This window comes from Lysobacter sp. A286 (assembly GCF_054052105.1).
The window spans coordinates 1,443,061-1,460,667 of sequence record NZ_JBSVRJ010000001.1 but is presented as its reverse complement, the minus strand read 5'-3'; the positions used below and the strand labels follow the sequence as shown (position 1 = coordinate 1,460,667).

Genomic DNA, 17,607 nt, shown 5'->3' with positions numbered 1-17,607 from the left:
GTCCTCAACTTATGCGCTGGATCGTGAACATCCGGTCAACCGCGAAAATCCTGATGACAGGCTTTGCATGACTCACCGATGCTCTTGGTGACCTTGGCCAGGCCTTCGCAGTTGAGCGGGGGACTGGCAAGTGCTGAATCCAGCGTCGCACGCAGGTTGCCCGCGTGCTCGACGAAACGCCTGTCGTCGCGCAAGCCGGGAAAGGCAGGTTCCAGGTCATTGGCGACCGTCCGCAGTGCCTGCAGGTGCGGCAGGCTGTCAGTCGCGGCGCAGCGATTGGCCTTGACGCTTCCGCCCAGTTGTGCGGCATGGGCCTGCATCAAATGCATTGCCGCATGTGGGAAATGATCCTGCCAACCCTTTCGGCTCTCGATCGCGCGCAATGCCATGACCGTTGCGAGCACGCCGATGACCAAGCCCAGCAGCAACAGGAAAATGTACTTTGACCCATTGGTGGTCTTGGGCGTGGGGGTGGTCATGGTCGCGCTCCTGTGAATTTCGCCGAACGATAGCATGCGTGTCGCCGGTCTCGTGCTCGGTGGCACTTACAATGCCCGGATGAATACTGCTTCGCTGGACCCGGTTTTGCTGGAACGTTTTGGCGGGATCGACCGCTTGTATGGTGCCGGGGCGCTGGCGCGGTTCTCGGGCAGCCGGGTTGCCGTGATTGGCATGGGCGGGGTTGGCTCGTGGGTGGTGGAGGCCTTGGCGCGTAGCGGGGTCGGACACCTGACCCTGGTCGATGCCGACGATATCTGTGTGTCCAACAGCAACCGCCAGTTGCCCGCGCATGCCGGGCAGTTTGGCAAGGCCAAGGTCGAGGCGATGGCGGAGCGCTGCAGGGCGATCAATCCGTTGCTGGAGGTGGAACCGGTCGCAGACTTTCTGGTCGCCGGCAACATGGCCCAATTGCTGGACCGCCGATTTGACCTGGTGCTGGATGCCTGCGACAGCTTCCGCAGCAAAGTCGAGTTGATTGCATGGTGTCGACGGCGCAAGTTGCCACTGGTGGTGTGTGGCTCGGCAGGCGGGCGGGTCGATCCGACCCTGGTGCGGGTGCGGGACCTGTCTCGTACAGAGCACGACGCGATGTTGGCGCTGGTCCGTAAAAAATTGCGGAGCGAGTTCAATTTCCCCAAGAGCCTGCAGCGCTATTTCGGAGTGCCGGCGGTGTACTCGCTGGAGAACGTGAGGTATCCGCAAGCCGATGGCAGCGTCTGCGGCTTGCGTCCGTCGGTCGCTGGAGACGCGGCGCTCAAGCTCGACTGTGGCGCCGGTCTGGGCGCCGCCACGCACGTCACTGGCGCGTTTGCGTTTGTCATGGTGAGCAAGGCGCTGGAACTGCTGTTGAAGCCGCCGCGGGTGCTTCCACCCGCCTAGGTCGGTTTCCGGGTCGGTGGCAACCGGAACAATCGTTCGGCATTCGCTGTCGTTGCGGCGGCCACCTCTGCTGGTGCGACGTCGCGCAAGTCGGCAATGGTCTGCAGTACATGGGTCAGGCGGGCCGGCTCGTTGCGCTTGCCGCGATGGGTGGCGTCGGGTTGGTCGGGAGCGTCGGTTTCCAGCAGCAACCACTCCAGCGGCATGGTGGCGGCCAGTTTGCGCAGCCGATTGGCGCGCGGGTAGGTGACCGGGCCACCAAGACCGAGCAAAAATCCTTGCTCCCACAGATTCTCGGCCTGCTGCTGGCTGCCTGAAAAGCTGTGGACGACGCCGCGTAAGCCACCGATTGCACGGATCGCCATCGTTACCGCATCCACCGCTTTGCGGGCGTGGACGATGACCGGCAGATCGAACTCACGAGCCAGTGTGAGTTGGGCCTGGAAGCAGGTCGCCTGGAGGTCACGATCAAGTCCGTCGACGAAGTAGTCCAGTCCGCACTCGCCGACCGCTACCGGGCTCTCGCGCTCGATCCACTGGCGCAGCTCGTCCAGGTGTCTGGGGTGATAGGAGGCCAGGAACATCGGATGCAGTCCGTAAGCCGGGTGCAGCCGATCATCGAGCCCACATACGCTGCGCAATTTCGGCCAATCGGCGGCAGTCACTGCAGGCACGATCTGTCGGGTGACACCGGCCTGGATGGCGCGCGCGATCACCGCAGCGCGGTCGACATCAAACTCCGCCGCGTCAAGGTGACAATGGCTGTCGACCAGCACGACGAACCGTTACCGGTCGCGGTCGCGGGGTGCCGGAGCCTGAATGGTGTCCTTACGGCTTTTCCAGTTGGCGAGCAGCAAGGTGCCCAGCCCCAGGACGATCTCATCGATGAACGGAAATGGATCGGGTACCAAGACAGTGATCACGAACAAGGCCGCGGTCAGCTTGAACAGCGTTGGGTAGCGCAGCTTTCGCGCCCAGCTGAGTAGCGGCAGGAGCAAAGGATTGGGCATGACCATCTCGCGAGTCGGATAACCGGGAAGCTAGCACGCGCTGATCGGGCGGACTTCACGGTTTGGCGGTTGTGGTCTCGACTGGCGGCCTCTGTTCAGCATCAAGGTGCTCAGATACCGACATCTGAAACGGCGGAATGCACCGCTTCACGAAGGAGAGCGACCTAATGAACAAGAACATGCTTGCCGTGGCGCTCGCCGCCCTGCTGGTTGGTGGCGTGGCCGTCGCCGCCTACAACAGCTTCAGCGGCACCGATGTCAGCGAATCGGCTCAACTGATGACCAATGGCGACGGGTTGACTGCCAATCTGTCGGGTGACGTCGACAGCGCCGGTGCGATCAATCCCAGCGGCAACCTGGAGTATGCCGACGTGGTCAATGTTGATCCGGTCCTGAAGAAGCAGGAATTGTTTGCCAGCGTGATTGGCACCGATCCGATTCGCGAGACCAGCACCACTTCGTCCCCGCGTCAGGTTTGCGAGGACGTCGTTGTGCAGGAACGTGCGCCCGAGCGCGATGGCAACGTTGGCGGAACAGTCGCCGGTGCTGTGCTCGGTGGTGTGTTGGGTAACCAGGTGGGCGGAGGCAACGGCAAGAAGCTCGCGACTGCGGCCGGCGCCGTTGCCGGTGGTTTCGTCGGCAACCGGGTCGATCGCAACCACGTGGGTGGCCGGGTGAGCCAGCGTGTCGACACCCAGTGCCGCACCGTCTCCGACACCTCCAAGTCCACCAAGGTCATTGGATACAACGTGACGTATCGCAATCCCGACGGCACCACCGGCACGATGCGCACGGGCAGCAAACCCGGCGAGAAGATTTCGCTGGGCAGCGAGGACCAGGTGGTCGCCTACGACGTGACCTATCGCTACCAGGGACAGGATCAAACCGTGCGTCTGGACGACGAGCCCGGCAAGCGCTTGCCGGTGATCGATGGTCAGGTAGTCACCCAGACGGCCTCGGCGAGCACTGGTGCCGATCGCGGCTGATTTTACAAGCGCGAACAGGCAACAACCCAAAGGGGTCGGACTTTCCGGCCCCTTTTTGTTTGGTCGCGGATTGGTTCGTTGCGATGTTCCTGATGCTTTCCTTCAGGGCGCCTGCTTACAATGGGAGCTTTCCAAGTACGAGTTCACCATGGCCCTGAATCCCTACGACCTGTACGACACCCGTTCCCTGCTGACCGAAGAGGAGCGCGCCGTGCAGGACACGGTGGCGCGGTTCACCGACGAGCGCGTGCTGCCGATCATCGGCGACGCGTTCGACGACGGCCGCTTTCCGAAGGAGTTGGTGCCGGAAATCGCCGAGCTTGGCCTGCTGGGCGCGACGTTACCCGAGCAGTACGGCGGCGGTGGCCTGAACTCGGTCAGCTACGGCCTGATCTGCCAGGAGCTGGAGCGCGGCGACAGCGGCATCCGCAGCTTCGTCTCGGTGCAGTCCTCGCTGTGCATGTACCCGATATTTGCCTATGGCACCGAAGAACAGAAGCTGCGCTGGCTGCCCGACATGGCCGCCGGCAAGGTCATCGGTTGTTTCGGCCTGACCGAAGCGCATGGCGGCTCCGACCCGGGCAACATGAAGACCCACGCCAAAAAAGACGGCGGAGACTGGGTGCTCAACGGCTCCAAGATGTGGATCACCAACGGCAATCTGGCCGACATCGCGATCGTCTGGGCGCAGACCGACGACGGTATCCAGGGCTTCGTGGTCGAGAAGGGCATGGCCGGTTTTGCCGCCCAGGAGATCAAGCACAAGATGAGCCTGCGCGCGTCGGTGACGTCGTCGCTGTTCTTCGACAACGTGCGCGTGCCCGAAGCCAACCGCTTGCCCAAGGTGAAAGGCCTGCGCGGCCCGCTGGGCTGCCTGACCCAGGCCCGTTACGGCATCACCTGGGGCCCGATCGGCGCGGCGATCGCGTGCCTGGACGAGGCGCTGAACTACTCCAAGGAACGCATCCTGTTCGACCGCCCGGTGGCGGCGACGCAATCGGCCCAGCTGAAGCTGGCCGACATGGCGCGCCGGATCACCATGGCGCAGTTGCTGGTCGTGCAGTTGGGCCGGCTGAAGGATGCCGGCACCATGGCGCCTACCCAAGTCTCGCTGGCCAAGTGGAACAACTGCCGGATGGCGATCGATATCGCGCGCCAATGCCGCGACCTGCTGGGCGGTGCCGGCATCACCACCGAGCATTGCGCGATCCGCCACGCACTGAACCTGGAGTCGGTGATCACCTACGAGGGCACCGAGACCGTGCACCAGTTGGTGCTTGGCCGCGAGCTGACCGGCATCAACGCGTTCTAGGAACCCGATACCCCATGACCGTTCACCTCGGACCTACGCTTGAAACCGAACGCCTGATCCTGCGCCCACCGCAACGTCCGGATTTCGAGGGCTTCGCGGAGTTGATCGGCGACGAGGAGGCGGCCCGCTACATCGGTGGCGCCATGCCGCGTGCCGCCGCTTGGCGCAAGTTCCTGCAGATGCCCGGAGCGTGGGCGATGCAGGGTTTTGCCATGTTTTCGGTCATCGACAAGACCAGCGGCGAGTGGCTCGGCCAGACCGGTCCGTGGCAGCCCGAAGGTTGGCCGGGGACTGAGGTGGGCTGGTCATTCAAACGCTCATCGTGGGGTCGTGGTTATGCGCATGAGGCGGCGATTGCGACGATCGACTGGGCGTTCAACCATTTGCAGTGGTCCGAGGTAATCCATTCGATCGATCCGGACAACCGCGCTTCGCAAGCACTGGCGGCGCGACTGGGCTCGACCAATCGTGGGCCTGGCCGGTTGCCGCCCCCGTTGGAGGACCATCCGATCGAGATATGGGGACAGACCCGTGAGCAATGGCAAGCGCGGCGCGCGAAGCCTCCGTCCTGAGTCAAATCGCCATCACTGCCGCGAGGCCCGGTGCCTTTCCCCCATTTGAAGCCTCGCTTGACGGTGAGGCGGAGCCTGTCGATGTCAACATTGTCCAACCCCATCCCCGCGCGCATGAGGGGTCTTAATCGCGCCGAGATTTGCGACGTCAATTTCACCGAGTTCGTGCGTGACTGGAACGACGCGATCGACGCGCCACCGGCGCCGCATGAGCCGGTTGTCGAGGGCAGCGCGCTGGATGCACAAGGCTTCATCGAACTGTTCGAGTCGCAGCTGGTCAGTCGCCACCTCGACCTGATGGCGCGCGTGTTGCGGGTGCAGAACAAGGTCTTCTACACCATCGGTTCGTCAGGCCATGAAGGCAATGCGATGGTGGCCCGGGCGACCCGTCATACCGATCCGGCGTTCCTGCATTATCGCAGCGGTGGCTTCATGGCCGAGCGCTTCCGCAAGTTGCCGGGCATGGACCCAGCGATGGATTCGGCATTGAGCTTTGCGGCCAGCAAGGATGATCCCGCCAGCGGTGGTCGTCACAAAGTCTGGGGCAGCAAGCCGTTGTGGGTGCTGCCGCAAACCTCGACCATCGCCTCCCACCTGCCCAAGGCGCTCGGCACGGCGATCGCGATCGAGGCCGGCAGGCGGCTCGGCCATGCGCTGCCGATCCCCGACGACAGCATCGCGATCTGCTCGTTTGGCGACGCCTCCAGCAACCATGCCACCGCCCAGACCGCGTTCAACGCCGCAGCATGGACGGCGTACCAGAAGCTGCCCGCGCCGGTGCTGTTCGTCTGCGAGGACAACGGCATTGGGATCTCGGTAAAAACTCCGAACGGCTGGATCGCGCAGAACTTCTCGCAGCGGCCGAACCTGGATTATTTCACTGCCGACGGGCTGGACCTGGCGACCGGCTATGCCGACGTCCAACGCGCCGTCGAGCATTGCCGCCGCACCCGCCGGCCGACCTTCCTGCACCTGCGCACGACCCGGATCATGGGTCACGCCGGTACCGACTTCGAGATCGAATGGCGTTCGCTGGAGGAATTGTGTGCCGTCGAAGCGACCGATCCGCTGCTGCGATCGGCCGCGATCGCACTGGAATCGGGCCTGATGTCGAAGGACGAGGTGTTGGCGCTGTACGAGGCCACCCGTAAACGCTGCTTCGCCGCCGCCGACGAGGCCGACCGTCGGCCCAAGCTGGATTCGCTGGCGGAGGTCATCGCACCGCTCGCGCCGTACTCGCCGGCGCGGGTGATGGCCGAGGCCGAGCGCGCCGATTTCGGCCAGCGCCGACTGGAGGTGTTCGGCGATGAGTCGAAACTGCCGGAGAACCAGCCGCCGCGCCACCTCGCAATCCAGATCAACCACGCGTTGCACGACACCTTCGCGAAGTATCCCGAGGCGCTGCTGTTCGGCGAGGATGTGGCCCAGAAGGGCGGCGTCTACACGGTGACCAAGGGGCTGCAGAAGGCCTTCGGCGCGCGCCGGGTATTCAACACGCTGCTCGACGAGACGATGATCCTTGGCATGGCGCAGGGGTTTGCGAATGTCGGCATGTTGCCGATCCCGGAAATCCAGTACCTGGCGTACTTCCACAATGCCTGCGACCAGCTCCGCGGCGAAGCGGCCAGCCTGCAGTTCTTCAGCAACAACCAGTACGCCAACCCGATGGTGGTGCGTATCGCCGGACTGGGTTACCAGCGCGGTTTTGGCGGCCATTTCCACAATGACAACTCGATCACCGCGTTGCGCGACATCCCCGGCCTGGTCGTGGGCTGTCCATCGCGTGGCGACGACGCGGTGACCATGTTGCGCACCTTGACGGCATTGGCGAAGGTCGATGGGCGGGTGAGCGTGTTCCTGGAGCCGATTGCGTTGTACATGGCCAAGGACCTGCACGAGCCGGGCGATGGCGGCTGGTTGACGGGCTATCCCGCCCCGGGCGAGGCGATGACGCTGGGCGAGGGCAGGGTGTACGACGCCGGCCACGACGACCTGGTGATCTTCACCTACGGCAACGGCGTGCCGATGAGCCTGCGCGCCGCACGCGCGATCGAGCAGAAACATGGCTGGAAGACGCGAGTGGTCGACCTGCGCTGGCTGGTGCCGCTCAATGACGGATTCATCGTCGATCACGCACGTGATGCGAAGCGCATCATCGTGGTGGACGAAGGGCGTCGCAGTGCCGGTGTCGGCGAGGGCGTGATCACGGCGATTGCCGAGGGCGGACTGGGAGCCATTCCGTTCCAACGCGTGGTCGGCGTCGATACCTACACCCCGTTGGCCGGCGCGGCATTCCTGGTAATCCCGGGCGAGGAGGACATTGTTGCGGCGGCGGACCAGTTGGGTGACACGAAAATCTGACGACCGCACTTTGCTCGTCGTGGCGTAACCTCAGCGAGCAAGGCCGTCCATCAGGATGCCTTCGCGCGCAGTGGTGCCGTCCACGCTCAATCTCGCCGCCTCGCTCCCGCGCTCCAGCGGCAGCACGGCGAGGCTGACATGCCGCCCGCCATGGGTGGCAGCGGCCGCAATGCGACCCAATACGGTAGTGACGCCGTCTGCGGCGGTGCTGGTCACGTCACTACCAGGTGCGGTCGCAGCAGTGGCCTCCAGCAGAACCAATCCACGCTTCGCCTTGCCGAGAAAATGCGTGCGCGCGACGATCTCCTGGCCCGGGTAGCAGCCCTTCTTGATGCTGAAGCCCGTCAAGCGTTGCAGCGATAACTGCTGCGGCGTCCATTGTTCTGCCTGTGATTCCGGCAGGCGTGGCAAGCCGTGTTCGAGATCGGTCAGTCGCCAGCGCGCGGCCCCGTCGGTGTTGGCGGACGAGGCGTCTGTGGCCGACGTCGCTGCGGCAATCCGCAAGCCTCGCGGGCCGCCCTCGGCGCTCATGTCGAACTCGACCGACCCGTCGTCAGCAATTTCGGCCAGGTTCCCGCTTGCCGTTTTCGCCGCTGAAAAACATCCGCTGACCTGCAAATCATCGCGCACGCTGATCGTGACCTTGCTGCGGAACAGGAACCCACGCAAACGCTCGGCCAGCGCTCTGGGGTCGGCATCGGGCAATAGCAGCCACACACTCTCCTCGTCCAGCTTGAGCAATGCGAACAGCGCGATCACGCGACCCTTCGGCGTCAACCAGCCGTTCCATTGCCACTGTCCGACCGCCAGCGCATCAAGGTCATTCATGAATTGGGCCTGCGCAAACCCGATCGCATCCCGTCCGTGGAGCATGACCACGCGGTGCCCGGGCAACGTGAAGCAGGTGTCATCGGCGTATTGCGACTTGTCAGACAAGGGACCGAGTCCTAAGATTGGGGTCTGTGATGATAGGCCAAACCACTTCCGAGACCGATTCCGAGGCGTCGCCCGGGACACCCGCTCCGCGGACCCCCGAGACGACAGCAACGCCATTGGTGCCGGTCGAACACGGCGGTCGCAGCGGACCCGACCCCACCCGCTATGGTGACTGGGAGAAGAACGGCCGCTGTATCGATTTTTGATCGTCACCGTAACGAGTTCTGATCCACCATCAGTCGAGTCTTCGGGCGTGCCCGAAGGCCTGCAATTCCCGCCACGCGGCCACGCCGCCCAGCCCAGAGAGCGCCGTTGCCATGGCCAGCCGCCCACGCCCGATATCACCGCACATCCAGGTCTACAGCTGGCAGGTCCAGATGGTGACCTCGATCCTGCACCGCGCCACCGGCATCGTGTTGGCGGTGGGTACCCTGCTGTTTGCCTGGGGGTTGGTGGCCATCGCTGCCGGCCCGGAACAATGGGCCGACTTCAGCGCCTGCGCACGATCCGGTCTCGGATTCGTCGTGTTGTTCGGCTGGAGCTGGGCGTTGTCCTATCACCTGGTCAACGGCATTCGACACCTGCTGCAGGATGCCGGTTGGGGATTCCAGATCAGCAATTTCATCCGTAACAGCTGGACCACCATCATCGTCAGCCTGGTGCTCACGGCGCTGATCTGGTTCGCGGCAATGCAGCAGTGGGGTGGCGCATGAGTAACAGCAATCCGCAGGTAGACCTGCGCAATCCGCTCAAGCGTGCCCGCGGTTGGGGTTCGGCAAAAAGCGGTACCCACCATTTCATCATCCAACGGATCACTGCGGTCGCCTTGATCTTCCTGTCGATCTGGGCCGTTGTGCTGTTGCTGTCGTTGATCGGCGGTGACTACACCAGTGTTCGCGCCGCCGTTGCCGACCCGGTCAACGCTGTGCTGCTTGCCGCCTTCATGATCGCCTCGTTCTGGCACGCCAAGCTGGGCATGCAGGTAGTCATCGAGGATTACGTACACACGCCGTGGATTGCGGTCACCCTGCAGTTGGCGGTCATCTTCATTTGCGTCCTCGCGGCACTCGCCAGCGTGTTCGCAGTCATTCGCATCACGCTCGGGGGCTGACGTGCCGGCTTACAAGATCCAGGAACACAAGTTCGACATGATCGTGGTGGGTGCCGGTGGCGCCGGACTGCGGGCGACCTTCGGTTTGGCCCAGAAGGGCCTGAAGACCGCCTGCATCACCAAGGTTTTCCCGACCCGCTCGCATACCGTGGCGGCCCAGGGCGGCATTGCCGCGGCGCTGGGCAACATGGGCGAAGACAACTGGCGGTACCACTTCTACGACACCGTCAAAGGGTCGGATTGGTTGGGCGACCAGGACGCGATCGAGTACATGTGCCGCGAGGCGATTCCGGCGGTCGTGGAGCTGGAACACCAGGGCGTGCCGTTCTCGCGCACCGCCGAGGGCAAGATCTACCAACGTCCGTTTGGCGGCATGACCACCAAATACGGTGAAGGCCCTGCCGCCCAGCGCACCTGCGCGGCAGCCGACCGCACCGGCCACGCGATCCTGCACACGCTGTACCAGCAATCGCTGGCCCATCACGCCGAATTCTTCATCGAGTACTTCGCGCTCGATCTGATCATGGATGCCGATGGCACCTGCCGCGGCGTGCTTGCGCTCGACATGGCGGAAGGCACGCTGCACCTGTTCCGCGGCCAGGGTACTGTGCTGGCCACTGGCGGCTATGGCCGCGCGTATTTTTCGGCAACCTCGGCCCATACCTGCACCGGCGACGGTGGCGGCATGGCGTTGCGTGCCGGCCTGGGTCTGCAGGACATGGAGTTCGTGCAGTTCCATCCGACCGGCATCTATGGCGCCGGCTGCCTGATCACCGAGGGCGTCCGGGGCGAGGGCGGGATCCTGCGCAATGCCACCGGCGAGCGCTTCATGGAACGTTACGCACCCACCGCCAAGGACCTGGCCTCGCGTGACGTGGTCAGCCGTGCGATGACGATGGAGATCCGCGGCGGGCGCGGCGTCGGCGAGCACAAGGATCATCTGCTGCTCGACCTGACCCACCTGGGCCCGGAAGTGATCCACGAGAAGCTGCCGGGCATCGCCGAGTCGGCGCGCATCTTCGCCAACGTCGATGTCGAGAAGCAGCCGATCCCGGTGATCCCGACCGTCCACTACAACATGGGCGGGGTGCCGACCAATTATCGGGGGCAGGTCGTCCAGTTGAAGGATGGCGACCCCGACTCGGTCGTTCCCGGGCTGTACGCCATTGGCGAGGCGGGTTGCGTATCGGTCCACGGCGCAAACCGCCTGGGTTCCAACTCGCTGCTCGACCTGGTGGTGTTCGGTCGCGCCGTGGCCAACCACTGCGCCGAGACCATTACTCCCGGGGCAAGTCATGCAGACCTGCCTGGCGATGCGTGCGAAGCACCGCTGGCGCGCCTGGACAAGCTGCGTAATGCCAACGGCGGCACCCCGACCGCGATTATCCGTGACCAGATGCAGCGTGCGATGCAGGCCGATGCCGCGGTGTTCCGTACCGAAGAGACATTGGCCGAGGGCGTCAAGCGCATTCGCGAGATCCGGGCGTCCTTCGACGACGTCAAAGTCAGCGACCGTTCGCTGGTCTGGAATTCCGACCTGGTGGAAACGTTCGAATTGGCCAACTTGCTGGACCAGGCGCTGGCAACGATCGTGTGTGCCGAGAACCGCACCGAATCGCGCGGCGGTCATGCACGTGACGACTTCCCCGAGCGTGACGACGTCAACTGGCACAAGCATTCATTGTGCTGGGTCGATGAAAACGGCAATACCAAGATCGATTACCGCCCCGTGCACATGTACACGCTGACCGACGACGTGGAAGTGGTTCCACCGGCCAAGCGCGTGTATTGATTGACGCCGTCGCCGTAAGGCAAGACGTCAAACGTTCGAGGTGGTCTGGTTTTCCCCGGCGCCCGCTCCTTGTGGAACGGGCCGCCCCTGATACGGAACTGGTGCAGCAATGGCCGAATTCGCGCTTCCAAAAAATTCCCAGATTCAAAAGGGCCGGCATTTCGATTCGCCGGGCGCGAAACAACCGCGCACGTTCCGGGTTTACCGCTGGAACCCCGATGACGGCTTGAATCCGCGCCTGGACACCTATGAGGTGGACATGGCGACGTGCGGGCCGATGGTCCTGGACGCGCTGATCAAGATCAAGAACGAGATCGATCCGACCCTGACCTTCCGCCGCTCGTGCCGCGAGGGCATTTGCGGTTCGTGCGCGATGAACATCGACGGCACCAATACGCTGGCCTGCACCAGGGCAATCGAGGATTGCAGCAGCGGCGACGTGCCGATCTATCCGTTGCCGGCGATGGAGGTGGTCAAGGATCTGGTGCCCGACCTGACCCATTTCTACGCCCAGTACGCATCGATCAAGCCCTGGATCCGTACCCAGAGCCCGGCACCGAGCGACCGCGAACGCCTGCAGTCGCCGGAAGATCGCAAGAAGCTCGACGGCCTCTACGAATGCATCCTGTGCGGTTGTTGCACCGCCGGTTGCCCGAGTCACTGGTGGAACGGCGACCGCTACCTCGGCCCCGCCGTCCTGCTGCAGGCGTATCGCTGGATCGTGGATAGCCGCGACGAAGATACCGGTAGCCGGTTGGATGACCTGGAAGACCCGTTCAAGCTGTATCGCTGCCACACCATCCTAAACTGCACCCGTACGTGCCCGAAGGGATTGAACCCGGCCAAGGCCATTGCTGAAATCAAGAAGCTGATGGTCGCGCGTAGCGCCTGAGTAGATCGCGTCACGATCCAGTTGATGCTCACGATTCAGTAGATGCAATGGGCGCGCTTTCCAGGCGCGCCCTTTTTTTTGGGAGAGCCTGTCCATGAGCGATGTCGATGATCTGGAGCTGCGCCGCCTGCGCTGGAAGTGCCGCCGCGGCATGCGTGAGCTCGACCAGTTGCTGGGACGTTACCTAGACCAGCAATGGCGACAGGCATCCGAAGCCGAGCGCGGCGTTTTCCTACGGCTGCTGGCAAGCGAAGACGATAAGCTCTGGCACTGGTTCATGGGCCAGGAGACCCCCGCCGATGACGAGCTGGCCGCCCTGGTTCAACGCATCGGCAACCTGCCGCCTTGAGTGGCGCCCGTCGCATTGGCTGTTGGGCTTGCTGGTGATGCTCGGGTTGTTTGCCGCGGCTTCGGTGCTCGTCTCCGACCTGCCCCCCGTGGCTGCCTGGCCATGTGCGGGTCTGGTGGTGCTCTGGGCCGGTTGGCTGGCCCGACGGGAAGCGAGTAGGCCGGCCATCGACTTGCATATCGGTGATGGTGTCGTCCGCGTGGATGGCAGAGCGGTGACGCAGTTCCAATTGCAGTGGCGAGCGGCGTTGGTGTTTGCCCGTTGGCGCGACAGCGACAATCGCCAGCGGCGGCTGATCTGGTGGCCCGATACGCTTGGCCCGGCCGGTCGTCGTGAACTGCGGCTGGCTGCGCCGGTCGAAACTGCTGCGCAACCCCCACGCTCAATGGCACCATAGCCCCCTATGTTCAAACCCATCCCTGTTGCCATCGGCCTGCGCTACCTGCGCGCCAAGCGCCGTAATGGTTTTATCTCCTTTATTTCCATGGCATCCATCCTCGGTATCGCGCTGGGCGTGGCGGCGCTAATCACCACCCTGGCGGTGATGACCGGGTTCCAGAAGGAGATCCGCGACCGCATGCTGCAGATGGCCGCGCACGCCACCGTCAGTGCCTATGGCGATCCGATTACTGACTGGCAACAAGCGGTGGATATGGCACTGGCCGATCCGCGAGTGGCCGGGGCGGCGCCCTACGTGGAGAAGGAGGCCCTGCTCAACGGCCCGCGCCAGCAACCGGCGATGGTGCGCGGCGTAGTGCCGGCCGATGAGCGCACCGTGTCGGTGCTGGGCGACAAGATGGCCCAAGGTGAACTGGAATCGCTGGTTCCGGGCAGTTTCAACATCATCTTGGGACGGGAACTGGCGGCCTGGCTCGGCGTAGGCGTCGGCGACAGCGTGGTGATGACCATCGCCGAGTTCAACAGCACCCCGGTGGGGGCGATGCCGCGGGTCAAGCGCTTCACCGTCAGCGGCGTGTTCGAGGTCGGCTACAACGAGTACGACCGCGGCATGGCATTCACCAACATGGCGGACATGCAACGGCTGATGCGGATGCAGGAAGGCGTGACCGGCGTGCGCCTGCGACTGCACGACATGAACCTGGCCTGGGATGTTGCCCGCGACCTGGCCGTGAAGCTGGGCGGCCCATATCAGGTGAGCGACTGGACCACCGACAACGCCAACATGTTCCGGGCATTGAAGATGGAAAAGACCCTGATGGCGATCCTGTTGTCGTTGATCATCGCCATGGGCGCGTTCAACCTGGTGTCCTCGCAGGTGATGCTGGTCACCGACAAGCAGGCCGACATCGCCATCCTGCGGACATTGGGCCTGTCTCCGCGCGGGGTGATGCAGGTGTTCATGGTCCAGGGCAGCCTGATCGGAATCATCGGTACTGTGATCGGCGTGATCGGCGGGATCGTGTTGACCCTGAGTCTGGAGGACATCCTGTTCGCGATCGAACGCGTGTTCGGGGTGACCTTGCTGCCCGAGGACGTTTACTACATCACCGGGCTGCCCACCGAGATGAAGCCAAGCGACGTGATGGCGATTACGGCGGTCGCATTGGTGATGGCGTTCCTGGCCACGATCTACCCGGCCTGGCGCGCCGCGCGTACGCCGCCGGCGGAGGCTTTGCGCTATGAGTGAACCGATCATCAGCAAGCCCGTCACTGGCGAGGCGACGGCCGGCGAGCCGGCGTCCGTGTCGCGCGCCGGCCTGGTCCTGGGATGCACCAACCTGGGCATGGTGTACGCCGAGGGCAAGATGCGCACGCCGGTGTTCGACGGGCTTCGACTGGACGTGCACAAGGGCGAGACCGTTGCCATCGTCGGCGCTTCCGGAGCCGGCAAGAGCACGTTGCTGCACTTGCTCGGTGGCCTGGATACGCCGTCAGCCGGCGAGGTGTTCGTCGGTGGCCAGAAGATGAGCGCGTTGTCGGATACGGCCCGCGGCCAGTTGCGAAACCGCGCATTGGGTTTTGTTTACCAGTTCCACCATTTGCTGCCCGAGTTCACGGCGATGGAAAACGTGATGTTGCCGGTACTGCTGGGCGGCGCCCGGATCCCGGACGCCGAGCAACGGGCGCAAGCGCTGCTGGAGGCCGTCGGCCTGGGGCACCGGCTCCAGCACAAGCCCGGGGAGCTTTCCGGTGGTGAGCGTCAGCGTGCCGCGGTCGCGCGCGCACTGGTCAACCAGCCGGCATGCGTGTTGGGCGACGAGCCCACTGGCAACCTCGACGAGAAGACGGCCGGGGTCGTCTTCGACCAGATGCTGGAGTTGAACCGGGAACACCGCACCAGTCTGGTGGTAGTCACCCACGATCGCCGCCTGGCGCGGCGGCTGGACCGGGTGCTGGAATTACATCAGGGCAAGCTGCGGGAATTGGCGACGCGGGATATTTGATTCGGGCAATACCCGACTGAAGGGATGAACCATGAGCGATGCGGCAAGGATGCCGCCGTCCACGCCACCGGGAGACAGCCTCCCCGGCGGGACGGAACAGGGCAGGACGCGGCGGCCAGCAAGCCCGGTGTGGCTGGCTCCATTCGGGATCGTGAGCGCCTCAGCGCTGCTGGCCGGTGTGTCGATGTGCCTCTGGCTACCCCGGTTGCCGCCGTCCTGGCCACTGGTCGCGATTGCGCCCTTGGCTGTTCTGCTCTGGTGGCGCGGGCGCGCCGTGCGCTGGATGGGGCCCTTGCTGCTTGGTTTCGCGCTGGCCGGGCTGCATGCGGGGTACGCGCTGTCGATCCAGCTGCCGGTGGCTTGGGAACAGCGTGAAGTCACCGTTGCCGGCCACGTCGCCGAGCTTCCCAAGCACCACGCGCGTCGAACCAGCTTCGGGTTTCGCGTCGACGATGAGCTGGCGCAACCGGAACCGCTGCGTGGTCGCTTGCTGCGCTTGTCCTGGTACGACGATTTCGACGGCAGCGCGACCGGGCGCGATCGCCTGCGGGCGGGGCAACGCTGGCAACTGACCGTCCGCGTGCGGGCGCCGCGTGGGCTGCGCAATCCCGGCGGGTTCGACAGTGAAAAGCACGCACTGGCCGACCGGCTGACGGCGACGGGGTATGTCCGTGCCCCCGAGTCGACCCGGCTGCTGCGCCCGGCGCGAGGACTGAACGCGTGGCGCGAGCGCATGTCGGAGCAGATCGCGACCGCCATACCCACGTCCACGTCGCGATTTATCCGTGCGTTGGCACTGGGGGATACCCGTGGCCTGGACGATGCCGACTGGCAGGTCCTGCGAGCCAATGGCCTGACCCATCTGGTTGCCATTTCGGGTTTCCATGTCGGACTGGTGGCCGGCTTTTTTGCGTTGGCCATTGCGGGCCTCTGGTGGCTATGGCCGCAGCTGGGTCGCCGTTGTCCGCGTCCCGTGGCCGCCGCCATTGCCGGTCTGGTCGGCGCCATGGTGTACGCCGCGGTTGCCGGTTTTGCGCTGCCGACCGTGCGCACGGTGTTGATGATCGCGGTCGTGGCAGGGGTCCGGGGCCTGCGGCGCAGCTCGAGTGCATTCGACACGTTGGCACTTGCGGTGGTGGTGGTTCTACTGGTCGATCCACTGGCGGTGTTGGGTGCCGGTTTCTGGCTCAGTTTCTTTGGCGTGGCCTGGCTGCTCTGGTGCCTTCCACACGCCGGGCGCAAACCGCTCCGGGACCTGGTTTCCGCCCAGGGCGTTGCGACCTTGGGCTTGTTGCCGCTGACCGCGGTGCTGTTTGGCCAGGCTTCGCTGGTGGGGCCATTGGCGAACCTGCTGGCGGTGCCGTGGTGGAGCCTGGTGGTGGTGCCACTGGCGCTGATCGGGACCGGGCTGGAGTTCCTGCATGCCGGGTGGGGCAGTTCACCGTGGCAGGCGGCGGCCTGGTGTTTCGAGCTGAGCTGGCCGCTGTTCGACTACCTGGCCGGCAGCGAGCTGGCGCTGTGGTGGTTGCGGGAATCGCGCTGGTTTGCGTTGCCGCTGGCCATGTTCGGCGCGTTTTGGCTGCTGCTTCCTCGCGGCTTGCCGGGACGGTCGCTGGCGCTGCTGTTGTGGTTGCCGCTGCTGTGGCCGGCCCGTAACCTGCCGGCGCCTGGTGAGGTCGAGTTGCGGTTGCTGGATGTTGGCCAAGGCTTGTCGATTCTCGTACGCACCGCGAATCACAGCTTGCTGTACGACATGGGGCCCGCCAGCCCGGATGGCTATGACACCGGCGAGCGCGTGGTGCTGCCTGCGCTGTACGCCCTTGGGGTACGCCGGCTCGATCGCGCGGTCGCGAGCCACGCCGATAACGACCATGCCGGGGGTCTCGGTGCCGTCAGGCGCACAGTCGCGGTGCCGGTGGTCAACTCGCCGCAGGGTTCGGGGCTGGTGGGTACCCGGCCCTGCGTGGCGGGGGAGACGTGGCAATGGGACCGGGTCGAATTCCGCTTCCTGCATCCACCGCGGCACTTCCCCTACCTGGGTAACGAGGCCAGCTGCGTGCTGCGGATCGACACCGGGCACGGCAGCGCATTGTTGACCGGGGACATCAGTGCGGTGGTTGAGCGCGAGCTGGTACGCCGAAGCCATCTGGACGAGGCGGCCGGCTTGCGCGCGCAAGTGGTCGTAGTCGCCCATCACGGCAGTTCCAGTGCCTCCGATCCCGGGTTCATTGCCGCCACCGGTGCGCGACATGCACTGGTTTCCAGCGGACACGGCAACCGGTTTGGCCATCCCAAGCCCGAAATACTCGCCCGCTGGCACGCCAGCGGCGCACAAACGCTGGATACCAGCGAAAGCGGCGCCCTGCACGTGCGGTTCCAGCCCGGTGGGCCAAGCGTGGAAACAAGACGGCGCGCACACCCACGGGTCTGGGATGCGGCTCGCCGCGCGAGCGAATCGTCGGGCGGGGCGGCCGCTGGGCTATCCTATCGACCGGATTGAA

At 64.5% G+C, this 17,607-nt stretch carries 19 protein-coding genes; 15 read left to right on the top strand and 4 right to left on the bottom strand.

Annotated features, from left to right (window positions below):
* Window positions 1-35: 35 nt before the first annotated feature.
* Window positions 36-479 carry a hypothetical protein gene (locus ACW7G0_RS06720; RefSeq protein ID WP_456988477.1) on the bottom strand — a complete coding sequence of 148 codons (444 nt, stop codon included), beginning with the start codon at window positions 477-479 and terminating at the stop codon, window positions 36-38.
* 79 nt (window positions 480-558) lie between these two features.
* Between ACW7G0_RS06720 and ACW7G0_RS06715 the strand changes: the two genes are divergently transcribed.
* Window positions 559-1,380 carry a tRNA threonylcarbamoyladenosine dehydratase gene (locus ACW7G0_RS06715; RefSeq protein WP_456988475.1) on the top strand — a complete coding sequence of 274 codons (822 nt, stop codon included), beginning with the start codon at window positions 559-561 and terminating at the stop codon, window positions 1,378-1,380.
* Here the strand turns inward: ACW7G0_RS06715 and ACW7G0_RS06710 are convergent.
* Together ACW7G0_RS06710 and ACW7G0_RS06705 are read right to left on the bottom strand one after the other, a co-directional pair.
* Complete coding sequence (locus ACW7G0_RS06710) at window positions 1,377-2,156, bottom strand: TatD family hydrolase (RefSeq protein WP_456988473.1); 780 nt, start codon at window positions 2,154-2,156, stop codon at window positions 1,377-1,379. The genes ACW7G0_RS06715 and ACW7G0_RS06710 overlap by 4 nt on opposite strands.
* Before the next feature lie 9 nt (window positions 2,157-2,165).
* Complete coding sequence (locus tag ACW7G0_RS06705) at window positions 2,166-2,390, bottom strand: DUF6116 family protein (RefSeq protein ID WP_456988471.1); 225 nt, start codon at window positions 2,388-2,390, stop codon at window positions 2,166-2,168.
* A gap of 167 nt (window positions 2,391-2,557) precedes the next feature.
* Here ACW7G0_RS06705 and ACW7G0_RS06700 point away from each other — a divergent pair, with 167 nt between their 5' ends.
* From ACW7G0_RS06700 to ACW7G0_RS06685, 4 genes are all read left to right on the top strand, one after another.
* Window positions 2,558-3,376, top strand: coding sequence for a glycine zipper 2TM domain-containing protein (locus ACW7G0_RS06700; RefSeq protein ID WP_456988469.1), 819 nt, complete (start codon window positions 2,558-2,560; stop codon window positions 3,374-3,376).
* Between the two features lie 148 nt (window positions 3,377-3,524).
* Window positions 3,525-4,688, top strand: a complete 1,164-nt coding sequence (locus ACW7G0_RS06695; RefSeq protein WP_456988467.1) for an acyl-CoA dehydrogenase family protein — start codon at window positions 3,525-3,527, stop codon at window positions 4,686-4,688.
* Window positions 4,689-4,702: 14 nt separating this feature from the next.
* Window positions 4,703-5,260, top strand: coding sequence for a GNAT family N-acetyltransferase (locus tag ACW7G0_RS06690; protein ID WP_456988465.1), 558 nt, complete (start codon window positions 4,703-4,705; stop codon window positions 5,258-5,260).
* Window positions 5,261-5,341: 81 nt separating this feature from the next.
* The gene (locus tag ACW7G0_RS06685; protein ID WP_456988463.1) at window positions 5,342-7,621 is read left to right on the top strand and encodes a thiamine pyrophosphate-dependent enzyme; all 2,280 of its coding nucleotides are present in this window, start codon (window positions 5,342-5,344) and stop codon (window positions 7,619-7,621) included.
* 30 nt (window positions 7,622-7,651) lie between these two features.
* Here ACW7G0_RS06685 and ygfZ read toward each other — a convergent pair whose 3' ends face one another.
* A complete protein-coding gene (ygfZ, locus tag ACW7G0_RS06680; protein ID WP_456989473.1) occupies window positions 7,652-8,494 on the bottom strand; it encodes a CAF17-like 4Fe-4S cluster assembly/insertion protein YgfZ in 843 nt (280 codons plus the stop codon).
* 92 nt (window positions 8,495-8,586) lie between these two features.
* Here ygfZ and ACW7G0_RS06675 point away from each other — a divergent pair, with 92 nt between their 5' ends.
* The 10 genes from ACW7G0_RS06675 to ACW7G0_RS06630 all read left to right on the top strand — a co-directional run bounded on the left by ACW7G0_RS06675 (window position 8,587) and on the right by ACW7G0_RS06630 (window position 17,606).
* Entirely contained in the window at window positions 8,587-8,763 is a 177-nt protein-coding gene (locus ACW7G0_RS06675) for a DUF1674 domain-containing protein (protein ID WP_456988461.1), read from the top strand.
* A gap of 111 nt (window positions 8,764-8,874) precedes the next feature.
* Window positions 8,875-9,270, top strand: coding sequence for a succinate dehydrogenase, cytochrome b556 subunit (gene sdhC, locus ACW7G0_RS06670; protein WP_456988460.1), 396 nt, complete (start codon window positions 8,875-8,877; stop codon window positions 9,268-9,270).
* On the top strand, window positions 9,267-9,668 hold the full coding sequence (gene sdhD, locus ACW7G0_RS06665) for a succinate dehydrogenase, hydrophobic membrane anchor protein (protein WP_456961373.1): 402 nt from the start codon (window positions 9,267-9,269) through the stop codon (window positions 9,666-9,668). The genes sdhC and sdhD overlap by 4 nt, the downstream gene beginning before the upstream one ends.
* A gap of 1 nt (window position 9,669) precedes the next feature.
* The gene (sdhA, locus tag ACW7G0_RS06660; protein WP_456961374.1) at window positions 9,670-11,460 is read left to right on the top strand and encodes a succinate dehydrogenase flavoprotein subunit; all 1,791 of its coding nucleotides are present in this window, start codon (window positions 9,670-9,672) and stop codon (window positions 11,458-11,460) included.
* A gap of 109 nt (window positions 11,461-11,569) precedes the next feature.
* Entirely contained in the window at window positions 11,570-12,352 is a 783-nt protein-coding gene (locus ACW7G0_RS06655) for a succinate dehydrogenase iron-sulfur subunit (protein WP_456961375.1), read from the top strand.
* 94 nt (window positions 12,353-12,446) lie between these two features.
* Entirely contained in the window at window positions 12,447-12,701 is a 255-nt protein-coding gene (locus ACW7G0_RS06650) for an FAD assembly factor SdhE (RefSeq protein WP_456988459.1), read from the top strand.
* The gene (locus tag ACW7G0_RS06645; protein ID WP_456988458.1) at window positions 12,652-13,098 is read left to right on the top strand and encodes a hypothetical protein; all 447 of its coding nucleotides are present in this window, start codon (window positions 12,652-12,654) and stop codon (window positions 13,096-13,098) included. Before ACW7G0_RS06650 ends, ACW7G0_RS06645 begins: the two co-directional genes overlap by 50 nt.
* Window positions 13,099-13,104: 6 nt before the next feature.
* Complete coding sequence (locus ACW7G0_RS06640) at window positions 13,105-14,349, top strand: lipoprotein-releasing ABC transporter permease subunit (protein WP_456988457.1); 1,245 nt, start codon at window positions 13,105-13,107, stop codon at window positions 14,347-14,349.
* Window positions 14,342-15,106: a lipoprotein-releasing ABC transporter ATP-binding protein LolD gene (gene lolD, locus ACW7G0_RS06635; RefSeq protein ID WP_456988456.1), complete on the top strand. Its 765-nt coding sequence runs from the start codon at window positions 14,342-14,344 to the stop codon at window positions 15,104-15,106. The genes ACW7G0_RS06640 and lolD overlap by 8 nt, the downstream gene beginning before the upstream one ends.
* 184 nt (window positions 15,107-15,290) lie before the next feature.
* Window positions 15,291-17,606 carry a DNA internalization-related competence protein ComEC/Rec2 gene (locus tag ACW7G0_RS06630; protein WP_456989472.1) on the top strand — a complete coding sequence of 772 codons (2,316 nt, stop codon included), beginning with the start codon at window positions 15,291-15,293 and terminating at the stop codon, window positions 17,604-17,606.
* Window position 17,607: the final 1 nt, after the last annotated feature.